Annotated in this window: 12 protein-coding genes and 1 tRNA gene; 11 read left to right on the forward strand and 2 right to left on the reverse strand. The window is 67.2% G+C overall.

Annotation, left to right across the window (positions count from 1 at the left end):
* Nucleotides 1-74: 74 nt before the first annotated feature.
* Together AC3WVS_RS26570 and AC3WVS_RS26575 are read left to right on the forward strand one after the other, a co-directional pair.
* Nucleotides 75-1,325, forward strand: a complete 1,251-nt coding sequence (locus AC3WVS_RS26570) for an aspartate kinase (protein ID WP_492320986.1) — start codon at nt 75-77, stop codon at nt 1,323-1,325.
* 129 nt (nt 1,326-1,454) lie between these two features.
* A tRNA-Ser gene (locus AC3WVS_RS26575) sits at nt 1,455-1,548 on the forward strand.
* 139 nt (nt 1,549-1,687) lie between these two features.
* Here the strand turns inward: AC3WVS_RS26575 and AC3WVS_RS26580 are convergent.
* On the reverse strand, nt 1,688-2,338 hold the full coding sequence (locus tag AC3WVS_RS26580; RefSeq protein WP_492320987.1) for a TetR/AcrR family transcriptional regulator: 651 nt from the start codon (nt 2,336-2,338) through the stop codon (nt 1,688-1,690).
* A gap of 256 nt (nt 2,339-2,594) precedes the next feature.
* On the opposite strand from AC3WVS_RS26580, the gene AC3WVS_RS26585 reads away from it, so the two are divergent.
* The 4 genes from AC3WVS_RS26585 to AC3WVS_RS26600 all read left to right on the forward strand — a co-directional run bounded on the left by AC3WVS_RS26585 (nt 2,595) and on the right by AC3WVS_RS26600 (nt 6,328).
* Nucleotides 2,595-2,888: a hypothetical protein gene (locus AC3WVS_RS26585; RefSeq protein WP_492320988.1), complete on the forward strand. Its 294-nt coding sequence runs from the start codon at nt 2,595-2,597 to the stop codon at nt 2,886-2,888.
* Between the two features lie 140 nt (nt 2,889-3,028).
* Nucleotides 3,029-3,817 carry a citryl-CoA lyase gene (locus AC3WVS_RS26590; RefSeq protein WP_492320989.1) on the forward strand — a complete coding sequence of 263 codons (789 nt, stop codon included), beginning with the start codon at nt 3,029-3,031 and terminating at the stop codon, nt 3,815-3,817.
* Nucleotides 3,814-5,466, forward strand: a complete 1,653-nt coding sequence (locus tag AC3WVS_RS26595) for a class I adenylate-forming enzyme family protein (RefSeq protein ID WP_492320990.1) — start codon at nt 3,814-3,816, stop codon at nt 5,464-5,466. The genes AC3WVS_RS26590 and AC3WVS_RS26595 overlap by 4 nt, the downstream gene beginning before the upstream one ends.
* Before the next feature lie 22 nt (nt 5,467-5,488).
* Nucleotides 5,489-6,328, forward strand: a complete 840-nt coding sequence (locus AC3WVS_RS26600; protein WP_492320991.1) for a dioxygenase family protein — start codon at nt 5,489-5,491, stop codon at nt 6,326-6,328.
* Nucleotides 6,329-6,346: 18 nt separating this feature from the next.
* On the opposite strand, the gene AC3WVS_RS26605 is transcribed toward AC3WVS_RS26600, so the two are convergent.
* Nucleotides 6,347-7,201 (reverse strand): IclR family transcriptional regulator domain-containing protein, encoded by an 855-nt coding sequence (locus AC3WVS_RS26605; RefSeq protein ID WP_492320992.1) that lies wholly within the window; start codon nt 7,199-7,201, stop codon nt 6,347-6,349.
* A gap of 83 nt (nt 7,202-7,284) precedes the next feature.
* Here AC3WVS_RS26605 and AC3WVS_RS26610 point away from each other — a divergent pair, with 83 nt between their 5' ends.
* The 5 genes from AC3WVS_RS26610 (at nt 7,285) to leuD (ending at nt 12,601) form a co-directional block, all read left to right on the forward strand.
* On the forward strand, nt 7,285-8,172 hold the full coding sequence (locus tag AC3WVS_RS26610; RefSeq protein WP_492320993.1) for a LysR family transcriptional regulator: 888 nt from the start codon (nt 7,285-7,287) through the stop codon (nt 8,170-8,172).
* A gap of 121 nt (nt 8,173-8,293) precedes the next feature.
* A complete protein-coding gene (locus AC3WVS_RS26615) occupies nt 8,294-9,505 on the forward strand; it encodes a CaiB/BaiF CoA transferase family protein (RefSeq protein WP_492320994.1) in 1,212 nt (403 codons plus the stop codon).
* A 38-nt stretch (nt 9,506-9,543) separates the two neighbouring features.
* Entirely contained in the window at nt 9,544-10,488 is a 945-nt protein-coding gene (locus AC3WVS_RS26620) for a hydroxymethylglutaryl-CoA lyase (protein ID WP_492320995.1), read from the forward strand.
* Nucleotides 10,489-10,525: 37 nt separating this feature from the next.
* Nucleotides 10,526-11,941: a 3-isopropylmalate dehydratase large subunit gene (gene leuC / locus AC3WVS_RS26625; RefSeq protein WP_492320996.1), complete on the forward strand. Its 1,416-nt coding sequence runs from the start codon at nt 10,526-10,528 to the stop codon at nt 11,939-11,941.
* A gap of 21 nt (nt 11,942-11,962) precedes the next feature.
* On the forward strand, nt 11,963-12,601 hold the full coding sequence (gene leuD, locus AC3WVS_RS26630) for a 3-isopropylmalate dehydratase small subunit (RefSeq protein ID WP_492320997.1): 639 nt from the start codon (nt 11,963-11,965) through the stop codon (nt 12,599-12,601).
* Nucleotides 12,602-12,610 lie beyond the last annotated feature (9 nt).

Raw genomic sequence — 12,610 nt, forward strand, 5'->3', positions numbered from 1 at the left:
GCTCCCGCCTTGCCTGACAGGGCTTGTTCGTGTATTTTCAAGGGCTTTGCACAATCGCTGGCGTCGACAAGAAGATGGCTCTCATCGTTCACAAATACGGCGGCACTTCGATGGGTTCCACGGAACGCATCAAGAATGTCGCCAAGCGCGTGGCCAAGTGGCACCGCGCCGGTCACCGCGTAGTCGTGGTGCCTTCGGCCATGTCGGGCGAGACCAATCGCCTGCTGGGACTCGCCAAGGAAATTTCGCCGCAGCCCAATCCGCGTGAACTGGACATGCTCGCCTCCACCGGCGAACAGGCCAGCGTGGCACTGCTGGCCATCGCGCTGCACGGCCAAGACATCGACGCGGTCAGCTACACCGGCTGGCAAGTGCCGGTGAAGACCGACTCGGCCTATACCAAGGCCCGTATCGAATCGATCGACGACGAGCGCATCCTCGGCGACCTCGACGCCGGCCGCGTGGTCGTGATCACCGGCTTCCAGGGCATCGACGACGACGGCAACATCACCACGCTCGGCCGTGGCGGCTCGGACACCTCGGCCGTGGCCATTGCCGCCGCGATCGAAGCCGACGAGTGCCTGATCTACACCGACGTCGACGGCGTGTACACCACCGACCCGCGCGTGGTCGAAGACGCCCGCCGCCTGGACCAGATCACCTTCGAAGAAATGCTGGAAATGGCCAGCCTCGGCTCCAAGGTGCTGCAGATCCGCTCCGTGGAGTTCGCCGGCAAGTACCGCGTGAAGACCCGCGTGCTGTCGTCGCTGACCGACCCGCTTATGCCGCTCGAGCAGGAAATGCACTCGGGCACGCTGATCACTTTTGAGGAAGACTCCACCATGGAAGCAGCCGTCATCTCCGGCATCGCCTTTGCCCGTGACGAAGCCAAGATCACCGTTCTGGGCGTGCCGGACAAGCCGGGCATCGCCTACCAGATCCTGGGCCCGGTCGCCGACGCCAACATCGACGTCGACATGATCATCCAGAACCAGTCCGTCGACGGCAAGACCGACTTCACCTTCACCGTGCCGCGCGGCGAGTACCAGCGCGCCCTGGCCATCCTGAACGACGGCGTCAAGTCGCATATCGGCGCCGGCAGCGTGTCGGGCGACCCGAAGGTGTCGAAGGTGTCGGTGGTGGGCGTGGGCATGCGCTCGCACGTTGGCATCGCCAGCAAGATGTTCCGCACCCTGTCGGAAGAGGGCATCAACATCCAGATGATCTCCACCTCGGAAATCAAGATCTCGGTGCTGATCGACGAGAAGTACATGGAACTGGCCGTGCGCGCGCTGCACAAGGCTTTCGAACTGGAACAGGCGTGATCCGTTCGTGAACACTTCTGGCGGGGTCGCGATTTTTGTGTTGAGTGATCGATTTTTCGTTGACCAACACGTGCGGCGCCGCTAGAATACGCGCTTCGTTGTGTGGCTCCCTCACACAACGCAAGTTTGGGAGACGTGGCCGAGAGGTCGAAGGCACTCCCCTGCTAAGGGAGCATCCGGGCCAAAACCTGGATCGAGGGTTCGAATCCCTCCGTCTCCGCCAGTCATGGCGGCGAAACCCCGGAAGATCGCGGTCTTCCGGGGTTTTTGTTTTTCTGGCCCATCAGATGCCTTGTGTCAGAGGATGGCGCATTCAAGGCATCTCGGACATCCCGGCGCGATGAGCGATCCGCGCTGCGATTTCAGTCCTTCGGCACGATCACCGCGATGGCGTTGTTGACCAGCGCACCGGTCTCGCTTTCGTCCGGCCGCATGCCGGTGGCCAGCGTCCGGTGCAGCACGCTGGCCAGCACCATGCCGTGGAAGAGCCGGGCGCTGGCCTCGGGACTTGCCGCAAGACGGATGCCGTTGGCCTGCTGCGCGGACAGGAAGGCCGCGATATAGGCGCACGTTGCCTCCGGGCCGCGCGTGTACCAGGCATTGCCCAGCGCCGGAAAGCGCCGCGACTCCGCAAAGATCAGCCGCAGGAACGCCAGGTGCCGTTCTTCCAGCAGCGAATGCAGGAAGCTGTGGGCAATCCTGTGCAGGCCCTGCGCGGCGTTGCAGCGCGACAGGTCCAGTCCTTTCTCTGTCTTCTCCAGGAAGCGCTCGCATAGCCGCTCCACCACCGCGACGAAGAGTCCATCCTTGCCGCCGAAATAGCTGTACACGTTGGTCTTGGAGCCGCCGCACGCCTTGACGATGTCATCCAGGCTGACGCCGTCATAGCCATGTTCCAGGAACATGTCCGCGGCGGTGCTGAGGATCAGCGCGCGTTTCTCTTCGCCGCGGCGCGTGATGCGCACGGGCGGGTGGTGGACCACAGGGGGGGAAGCGCTTTCTGGAGAGCTCATCTGGTGCAGGCGTGGCGTCGCGCCCCATGCCGGGGGAGACTCTGCGCAGTCTACCAAAAGCCGGCAGGCTGCTGCGTTTCCCAATGTGACAGGCTCATGGCTTCAAAAAATCAGAACGACTCATTTCGAATTGGAAAATACCGTACGGTACGGTTTTAACTATATTTGCTCACCATGAGCGACGCACTGAAGGACTGGAACCCAGACCCCGGCCAGAACCGGCGCTCTTCTCTTCGATGCTTAACAGGAGCAAGTGATGAAAACGGCAATGTTTGGCGCAGCAGTCGTGCTGGTGATGGCTTCGGCGGCCCAGGCCGCGGTGCGGTCGCCCGATGTCTATGCTGATGGTGCGCGTGCGGAACATGGCTCGATCCCCTCGGCCGCGTCGGCGCAGCGTTCGCAGCCGGGCCGGCTGGTGGACGAGCAGTTCCGCAAGGTCGCAGCGCGCAAGGTCGATCCGTATCTGGACGGCGCGGTACGCGAAGTCGATCCCTTCACCGATGGCGCGCTCGCCCGGATCGGGGAGACCGATCCGTCGGACCGTGCCTGATGATGTGCCGGCGCTGCGTCTGGCGCAGTGCCGGCTGGCTCCCGGTGCAGGTATTCCCGACCTTGCAATGCATCGTGGCACGCCCTAAAATAATTCGTATACCGCATTAGATTGCGCGTAGCGCAAAAATAGGAGACAACGTGACGGATGCCAAACGCACCGGCCACACCGCCATTGCCCATGTGAATCTCCACGGGGTGTCGGTGCATGGCAAGGATCTCAGCCAGGAACTGATCGGCAAGATCGGCTTTACGGCCTACTTTCTGTTCCTGCTTACCGGCCGCCAGCCGGACGAAAAGCTGGTGGCCATCACCGATGCCTGCCTGGTCGCCATTGCCGAACACGGACTGGTGCCGTCGGTGCAGGCCGCGCGCATGACGCTCGCCGCCGCCCCCGACGCCCTGCAGGGCGCGGTGGCCGCGGGCGTGCTGGGCTGCGGCTCGGTCATCCTGGGGGCCTCGGAAACCGCCGGGCAGATGCTGGCGCAAGTGCTGGCCGGCCGCGACGCCGGCACGCTGGCAGACAGCGCGCACGCGGTGGTGCGGGCCTTGCGGCAGGCACGGCAGCCGCTGCCGGGCTTTGGCCACCCCACGCACAAGCAGGGCGATCCGCGTGCGCACCGCCTGCTGGCGTTCGCGCGTGAACTCGGCATCGCGGGCGACCACGTCGCCGCGCTCGAGGCGGTGGCCGCGGCGGTTCCCGAGCACTACAGCAAGGCCTTGCCGCTCAATGTGTCGGGCGCGATCCCCGCGGTGCTGCTCGATGCCGGCTATCCCGCCAGCGCGCTCAAGGGTGTGCCGATGCTGGCCCGCGTGGCGAGCCTGATCGCCCACCTGCAGGAAGAGCGTGCGCAACCCATCGGCTTTATCCTGGCCGACGCCGCCGAACACGCCATCACTTACAGCGCCGCGCCGGCGCAAGCATCATGAAGCCGCCCGCACTCCCTGCCGGCGACGCGCTGGTGGCGCCGCTCGATGTGCTCAGGCAGTACCGCGCCCACGATGCCACACTCACTGGTTTCCTTGCCGCCCGCGTGGCGGCGCACCCGGCCAAGCCGGCGCTTGTGTTCGAGGGCGAGACCTGGAGCTATCGCCAGCTCGACCAACGGATCGCCCTCACCGCGGACTGGCTGGCGCAGGCGATGCAAGTCCGCCCCGGCGACCGTGTCGGCGTGCTCTCGACCAACCATCCGTCCACCGTGGTGCTGATGTTCGCGCTGGCCCGTATCGGCGCGACCATGGTGCCGGCCAATCCCGAATACCGGCTCGACGAGGCGCTGTACGTATTCCGGCACGCGCAGGTCTGCGGCCTGGTCTGCGCGCCCGGCACGCTCGCAACCGGCGCGGCCGTGGCCGCGGACCTGGGCGGTGACGTCTGGCTGCGCGCCAACGAGGATGGCGATCACGGCGTGCCGACGCTGGCCGCGTCGATCGCGGCGCATGCGGTGCAGCCGGCCAACGCTGCGCCGGGCGTCGACAGCGACCGCAGTACCGCCCTGATCATCTACACCTCAGGCACCACCGGCTTTCCCAAGGGCGCCATGCACAGCCATCGCGGCTACGTGCTGACGGCCGAGGCCTTTGTCGGCCGCCTGCACTTGCAGCCGGACGAGCGCGTGATGTGCGTGATGCCGCTGTTCCATATCAATGCATTGATGTATTCGGTGGGCGGGGCGCTGGCCTGCGGCGGCTGCCTGGTGCTGATGCGCCGCTTCTCGGCGTCGTCGTTCTGGCGCTTCGCGGCCGAGAGCGGCGCGACCGAGGTCAATCTGGTGGCTGCTGCCGGCAGCATCCTGGCGCGGCGCCCGCGCGCGGAATTCGTGCCGGGCCATCGCATCACCAAGATGTTCATTGCGCCGCAGACCCAGGAGATGGTGCGGGTGATGAAGCAGGAATTCCACGTGCCGCGCCTGATCGAGTGCTACGGCATGACGGAAATCCCCGGCGTCATCGCCAATCCGTTCAACGGCCCGCACAAGCTCGGCACCATGGGACTGATCTCGCCGCACCCGGACCCGGCCGTGCCGGTGCCCGAGGCGCGCATCGTCGACGACGACGGCCACGACGTGGCACCCGGCGCCGCGGGCGAACTGCTGATCCGCACCCCGACGCTGATGCAGGGCTACTACCGCGACGCCGCGCAGACCGAGGCCGCGTTCCGCGACGGCTGGTTTGCCACCGGCGACCTGGTGCGCCAGGACAGTGATGGCTACTACGTCTTCGTCGCACGCAAGAAGGACGTGATCCGCCGCAAGGGCGAGAACGTGTCCGGCGCCGAGCTCGACCGGATCTTCGGCGAGCACCCCGCAGTCGAGGAAGCGGCGGCCATCGGCGTGCCGGCGGACCTGGGCGAAGAAGAGATCCTGCTGGCGGTGCAGTTCCGTCCCGGGCAGTCGGTCGAGCCGGGCGAGTTGCTCGCCTGGGCTCGGGACCGGCTGGCCGTGCACAAGCTGCCGCGCTATGTCGTCGCCGTGGATGCCATTCCGCACACCCCGACGCACAAGCCGGCCAAGCACAAGCTGAAAGCGGATGGAACCCTGTTCGCCCGCGCCATCGACATGGCCGCCGCCGGCCACTGACACAGAATCACCGGAGACAACGATGAACAACCCCGACAACTACACCCTGCAACGCGCCTTCGATGCCATGTGCAGCGATGCGCGCGGCGCGGACCCGGTCCTGCAGGCGCAGTTCCGCGTGGCGCTGAAGCACTCCCACGCCATGCTGGACGAACTCAAGCTGACCGACCAGCAGCTCTACCGGATCGCCACCTGGATGGGCAAGGTGGCCCAGCAGGATGAGTTGATCATGCTGTGCGACATGATGGGGCTGACCATGCGCGCGCTGGACCTGGCACGCACCGATGACCACGCCACGCCGCAGAACGTGACCGGCCCGTTCCCCAAGGACGAGATCGCCGAAGGCTCCAACCCGTGCCATATCGCCACCGACGACGAGCCTGGCCAGCGGCTGGAGGTGCGCGGCCGCGTGCTGGATGCCGCCACCGGCACGCCGGTACCGGGCGCGATGATGATCGTATGGCAGCCCAACCAGTTCGGCCGCTATGAGAACGAAGACGACTCGCAGTCCGAAGACAACCTGCGCGGCAAGCTGCGTTGCGAGGCGGATGGCAGCTTCCAGGTGTTCACCATCCGCCCGGGTGGCTACATCATCGGGCGCGAGGATACCGAAGTGGGCGTGTTGATGAAGCGGCTGGGCCGCAACCGGCAGCGCGCGCCGCACATCCACTACCGGGTGATGCAGCCGGGCTACCGGACGCTGACGTCGCAGCTGTATTTCGCCGGTGATCCGGCCAATCCGGTCGACTGCATCTTCTCGACCATCGACGACCACATCGTCGACGCGCTGCCGCACCCGGAGCGCGACGGCTACCAGCTGGTCAACCTGGATATCGTGCTGCAGCCTGAAGCGGCGCAGTAAGCCGGCGCGCGAGGCGGTTCAGGAGGCGGCGGTAATGGAGTGCGCCAGCGCCGGCGCGCGCCGGATCGCCGCCTCGATCGACGCGGCGGCTTCGCGCAGCGCCGGCAGCCGGGTGGCGACCAGTTCGTCGGGGCTGGTGCGCTCGGTTTCGGTGGAGCAGTTGATGGCGGCGATCACGCGCTGTTGCGGGTCGCGCACCGGCACGGCGATCGACAGCACGCCCAGCTCCAGCTGGCTGTCCTGGATGGCATAGCCCTGCTCGAGCGCGCGTGCCAGCGCCGCGCGCAGCGCGTCGGCATCGCTGAGCGTCAGCGGGGTGAATTTCTGGAATGGCGCCTTGTCGAGGATCTTGTTCTGCTGGGCCTTGGGCGCGTGCGCCAGCAAGGCCAGGCCAAGGGAGGTGCAATGGACCGGCAGCCGGTAACCCACCGAAGCGCGGAAGGCGATGCGCCTGCGGCTGGGCACATGCGCCAGGTAGACCACGCTGTCGCCGTCGAGGATGGCAAGCGAGACCGAATCGCGGAAGCGCTCGGCCACCTCCTGCAGGAACGGCTGCACGATGTCGCGCAGGTTCATCGAGCTGAGGAAGGCGGCGCCCAGCGACAGCACCTTGGGCAGCAGCACGAAGCGGCGGCCGTTGGCGCCGATATAGCCCAGCGCCTGCAGCGTCAGCAGCGCGCGGCGTGCGGTCGCGGGCGTCATGCCGGTGGCCTGCGCCACTTCGCTCAGCGTCAGTTCCGGCGTGGTCTCGGTAAATGCCTGGATCACCGCCAGGCCCCGCGCCAGCGCCGCGACGTAGTCGCGGTGGCCTTCCTCGAGCTTCGGCGGAGTGTCGTTGTCGACGGGGGCGGATGGTTTGGCGGCGGAGGTCATGACCGCATTTTAGCTGCAACAGACCGCCTGCAACACAAGGACCGGGGCCACCGCAGGCCACCGGATCCGGGAGACACCGCATCATGAGACTCGACCCCACTTCGCTGCGCCTGTTTGTCGCCGTGGCCGAAACCGGCTCCATCGCCGCGGCGGCGGAGCACGCGCACCTCGCCGCGGCCGCGGTCAGCAAGCGCGTGAGCGAACTGGAGCAGGGGCTGGGCACGGCCTTGCTGATGCGCAGCAACAAGGGCGTGCAGCCGACCGTGGCCGGGATGGAGCTGGCGCACCTGGCGCGCGGCGTGCTGCACAACCTGGATGACATCCTGGTGCGCATGCGCGACTACGGCGGCGGCTTGCGCGGGCAGGTGAGGGTGATGGCCAATATCTCGGCCATCACGCAGTTCCTGCCGGCGCAGCTCAAGTCGTTCCTGGCCGAGTACCCGCTGATCGACGTGCACCTGGAAGAGCGCGTCAGCACCGCCATCGTGCGCGCGGTGGCCGAGAATGCCGCGGACATCGGCATCTTCACCGCGGGTGCGGTGGGTGCGGAACTGGAGACGTTCCCCTACCGGCGCGACGAACTGGTCGTGGTGGTGCCCGGCGCGCATCCGCTGGCCGGGCGGCACTCGGTGACCATCCGCGAGGCCTTCGACTACGACTTTGTCAGCCTGCACGCAGGCAGCCAGATCCACCTGCAGCTGGCCAAGGCCGCCAGCGAGGCGGGCCGCGTGTTCAAGCCGCGCATCCACGTGCCCGGCTACGACGCGCTGTGCCTGATGGTGCAGGCGGGACTGGGCCTGGGGATCCTGCCCAGGTCCAGCGCCGGGCCTTACCAGCAGACCCTTGGCATCCGCACCGTCGCGCTCGATGAAGCGTGGGCCGCGCGCCAGCTGGTAATCGGCGTGCGTGCGTATGAGGGCCTGTCCGCGGTGGCGCGGCTGCTGGTGGACCGGCTGCGCGAGGACGAATAGCGCGCCAGCGCTGCCATCGTTTTTCGCGATGGCGGGCTCGCCAATGGTTGCTTTACCGTGCGCGCGGGTTCTTCCAATCTTGCATCACAGACCACCGTATCCACAGGAGCAGCAAACCGCCATGGCTAACGAAGCGAACAACGGAACGATGCCGCTGCAGGGCGTCCGCGTGATCGAACTCGGCTCGCTGATCGCAGGCCCGTATGCGGGCGGACTGCTCGCGCAGTTCGGCGCCGAAGTGCTGAAGATCGAATCGCCCAAGGACGGCGACCCGCTGCGCAAGTGGCGCAAGCTGTATGAAGGCACCTCGCTCTGGTGGTATAGCCAGAGCCGCAACAAGAAGTCGCTGACGCTGGACCTGCGTTCGGCGCAGGGCCAGGAGATCGTGCGCAAGCTGGTCACCGAAGCCGATATCGTGATCGAGAACTTCCGCCCCGGCACGCTCGAGAAATGGGGCCTGGGCTGGGAAGACCTGCGCAAGGTGAACCCCGCGCTGGTCATGGTGCGCATCTCCGGCTACGGCCAGACCGGTCCCTACAAGGACCGCCCCGGCTTTGCCGCGATTGCCGAATCGATGGGCGGGCTGCGCTATGTCAGCGGCTATCCCGACCGGCCGCCGGTGCGCTCGGGCGTGAGCATCGGCGACACCCTGGCGTCGCTGTATGGCGTCATCGGCGCCTTGCTGGCCATGCACCACCTGCGCGCCAACCAGGGCGAAGGGCAGTTTGTCGACGTGGCGCTCTATGAGTCGGTGTTTGCCGTGATGGAGAGCCTGGTGCCGGAGTACGCCAAGTTCGGCCACGTGCGCGAGCGTTCGGGCGCCAGCCTGCCGGGCATCTCGCCGTCGAATACCTATCCGTGCCAGGACGGCCAGTACGTGATCATCGCCGGCAACGGCGACGCCATCTTCCGGCGCTTCATGGCCGCCATCGGCCGCGACGACCTGGGCCAAGACCCGCGCCTGGCGCACAACGACGGGCGCGTGCAGCACAACGCCATGCTCGACGACGCCATCACCGCGTGGACTTCCGCGCATGACCTCGACACGGTGCTGGCAACGCTGGAAGCCGCGGCCGTGCCCTGCGGAAAGATCTACACCGCGGCGGAGATCAGCAGCGACGCGCACTACCGCGCGCGCGACATGATCGAGCCGCACCAGTTGCCCGATGGCTCGCCGCTGGAGCTGTCCGGCATCGTGCCCAAGCTCAGCGCAACGCCTGGGCGCACCAGGTGGATCGGCCCCGAACTGGGCCAGCACACCGAAGAGATCCTGGCGGGCATCGGCATTGCCGGCGACGAGTTGCGCGCGCTGCGCGCCGCCGGCGTGGTCTGAGGCCCGCCCCCTACGAAAAGGAAAGAAAGGAAAGAACCATGTGGCTTCCTAATGCCCCCCGGCGCGTGCGCATCAATGAAGTGTCCGTGCGCGACGGCTTCCAGATCGAGCCTGAATTCGTCCCCACCGAACAGAAGATCGCGCTGATCGACCGCCTCTCGGAAACCGGCCTGGCCAGGATCGAGATCACCTCCTTTGTCTCGCCCAAGGCGATCCCGAACCTGCGCGATGCCGAGGCGGTCGCGAAAGGCATCCGCCGCCATCCGGGCGTGGTCTACACCGCGCTGGTGCCCAATGCGCGCGGCTGCGAGCGCGCACTGGAGTGCGATCTCGACGAGATCAACCTGGTGATGTCGGCCAGCGAGACGCACAACCTGGCCAATATGCGCATGACCTGCGAACAGTCGCTTGAGCAGTTCCGCGGCGTGATGCAGCTGGCTCAGTCGGCCGATCTGGCTGTCAGCGGCTGCGTGGCGACCGCGTTCGGCTGCCCGTTCGAAGGCGAGATCGCGCCGGAACGGGTGAAGTGGGCCGCGGGCCGCTACCTGGAACTGGGCATGGACAGCATCACGCTGGCCGATACCACCGGCATGGCCGACCCGCGCCAGGTGAGCAAGCTGGTCGAGGCGTTCCTGCGCTGGTTCCCGGGCGTGCCGCTGACCCTGCATTTCCACAACACGCGCGGCATGGGCCTGGCCAATGTGCTGGCCGGTCTGGCGGCGGGCGTGGACAGTTTCGATGCGTCGCTGGGCGGGCTGGGCGGCTGCCCCTTTGCGCCGGGCGCGACCGGCAATATCTGCACGGAAGACCTGGTGCACATGCTGGAGTCTTCCGGCATCGACACCGGTGTCGACCTGGACCGGCTGCTTGGCGCGGCGCGCGAGCTGCCGGCGCTGGTCGGACACGATATTTCCGGGCAGGTGGTCAAGGCCGGCAAGAGCACCGAGCTGCATCCGGTGCCTGAGTGGGTGGGCGCAAGGTAACCCGCATCCGCCACGAGAAATACAAGGAGAGACCCCCATGACTGAACCCGACCGCCCGGCGAGCCTGCTCGACAAGCTCTGGGCCAGCCACGTGATCCACCAGGAGCCGGACGGACCCGCGCTGATCTATATCGACCGCCACCTGGTCAACGAGGTGACCAGCCCGCAGGCCTTCGAAGGCCTGCGCCTGAACGCGCGCAAGGTGTGGCGCGCCGCTTCCGTGCTGGCAACGGCCGACCACAACGTGCCGACCACCGCGCGCAAGCTGGGCATTGCCGATCCCGTCAGCCGCGCGCAGGTCGAGGCCCTGGACCAGAACTGCGCAGACACCGGCATCGTCAACTTCGGCATGGACGATCCGCGCCAGGGCATCCTGCACGTGGTCGGTCCGGAGCGCGGCGCCACCTTGCCCGGCATGAGCATTGCCTGCGGCGACTCGCACACGTCCACGCACGGCGCGTTCGCGGCATTCGCTTTCGGCATCGGCACCTCTGAAGTCGAGCAGGTGCTGGCTGCGCAATGCCTGTGGATGAAGAAGCCCAGGTCGATGCTGGTGCGGGTGGAGGGCGAGCTGCCCCGTGGCGTGTCCGCCAAGGACATCGCGCTGGCGCTGATCGGCCGCATCGGCACCGCCGGCGCCACCGGTCACGTGATCGAGTTTGCCGGCAGCACGATCCGCGGCCTCAGCATGGAGGCGCGCATGACCGTGTGCAACATGGCGATCGAAGCGGGCGCGCGCGCCGGCATGGTGGCGGTGGATGAAACCACGCTGGCCTACCTGGACGGTCGCCCGCAGGCACCGGCCGGTGCGATGTGGGACGCCGCCACCGGCTACTGGCGCACGCTGCGCAGCGATCCGGGCGCCGCCTTCGATGCCGTGGTGGAGCTGGATGCCACCGCGATCCGCCCGCATGTGACCTGGGGCACCTCGCCGGAAATGGTGGTGGCCGTCGGCGAGCGCATTCCCGATCCGCGCGACGAGCGCGACCCGGTGCGGCGCAAGAGCATCGAGCAGGCGCTGGACTACATGGGCCTGCTGCCGAATACGCCGATCGAGGCGGTCGCGCTGGACAAGGTATTCATCGGCTCATGCACCAATGCGCGCCTGGAAGACCTGCGCGCCGCGGCGGCGGTGCTGCGCGGGCGCCATGTCTCGCCGCGCATCAGGCAGGCGCTGGTGGTGCCGGGCTCCGGGCTGGTCAAGTCGCAGGCCGAGGCCGAGGGGCTGGACCAGGTGTTCATCGCCGCCGGCTTCGAATGGCGCGAACCGGGCTGTTCGATGTGCCTGGGCATGAACGATGACCGCCTGGCGGCCGGCGAGCGCTGCGCTTCCACTTCTAACCGCAACTTCGAAGGCAGGCAGGGGCCGGGCGGGCGCACCCACCTGGTCAGCCCGCAGATGGCGGCCGCGGCCGCGGTGGCGGGCCACTTCATCGATGTGCGCTCGCTGTAGACCACCGGAGGAAACCGAGCAATGAGAGCCTTTACCACGCTGGACGGCCTGGTGGCGCCGCTGGACCGAGCCAATGTCGATACCGACGCCATCCTGCCGAAGCAGTTCCTGAAGTCGATCCGGCGCAGCGGCTTCGGCCCCTACCTGTTCGACGACTGGCGCTACCTCGACCACGGCGAGCCCGGACAGGACTGCAGCAGCCGGCCCCTCAACCCGGATTTCGTGCTGAACCAGCCGCGCTACCGCGGCGCCTCGATCCTGCTGGCGCGCGAGAACTTCGGTTGCGGCTCATCGCGCGAACATGCGCCGTGGGCGCTGGAGGACTTCGGCCTGCGCGCGCTGATCGCGCCCAGCTTTGCTGACATCTTCTACAACAACTGCCTGAAGAACGGCCTGCTGCCGATCGTCGCGGCGCCGGACGTGGTCGAGCGCCTGTTCGCCGAGATCGCGGCCACGCCGGGCTACCGGCTGCAGGTGGACCTCGCCGCGCTGCAGGTGGTGACGCCGTCGGGTGAGGCCATTGCCTTCACGCTGGATCCGTTCAAGCAGCACTGCCTGCTGAACGGCCTGGACGATATCGCGCTGGCGCTGCGCCATGCCGGGCAGATCCGGGATTACGAACAGGCGCGGCGGCAATTGGAGCCCTGGCTCTTTGACTGAATGATCCCC

This window comes from Cupriavidus sp. CPT47-8839-RL05A (assembly GCF_058792255.1).

Coding starts and splice junctions, on each gene's coding strand:
- AC3WVS_RS26620 (WP_492320995.1), top strand. CDS start 9,544: ATGTGGCTTCCTAATGCCCCCCGGCGCGTGCGCATCAATGAAGTGTCC.
- AC3WVS_RS26615 (WP_492320994.1), top strand. CDS start 8,294: ATGGCTAACGAAGCGAACAACGGAACGATGCCGCTGCAGGGCGTCCGC.
- AC3WVS_RS26585 (WP_492320988.1), top strand. CDS start 2,595: ATGAAAACGGCAATGTTTGGCGCAGCAGTCGTGCTGGTGATGGCTTCG.
- AC3WVS_RS26610 (WP_492320993.1), top strand. CDS start 7,285: ATGAGACTCGACCCCACTTCGCTGCGCCTGTTTGTCGCCGTGGCCGAA.
- leuD (WP_492320997.1), top strand. CDS start 11,963: ATGAGAGCCTTTACCACGCTGGACGGCCTGGTGGCGCCGCTGGACCGA.
- AC3WVS_RS26605 (WP_492320992.1), bottom strand. CDS start 7,201: ATGACCTCCGCCGCCAAACCATCCGCCCCCGTCGACAACGACACTCCG.
- AC3WVS_RS26600 (WP_492320991.1), top strand. CDS start 5,489: ATGAACAACCCCGACAACTACACCCTGCAACGCGCCTTCGATGCCATG.
- AC3WVS_RS26580 (WP_492320987.1), bottom strand. CDS start 2,338: ATGAGCTCTCCAGAAAGCGCTTCCCCCCCTGTGGTCCACCACCCGCCC.
- AC3WVS_RS26595 (WP_492320990.1), top strand. CDS start 3,814: ATGAAGCCGCCCGCACTCCCTGCCGGCGACGCGCTGGTGGCGCCGCTC.
- leuC (WP_492320996.1), top strand. CDS start 10,526: ATGACTGAACCCGACCGCCCGGCGAGCCTGCTCGACAAGCTCTGGGCC.
- AC3WVS_RS26570 (WP_492320986.1), top strand. CDS start 75: ATGGCTCTCATCGTTCACAAATACGGCGGCACTTCGATGGGTTCCACG.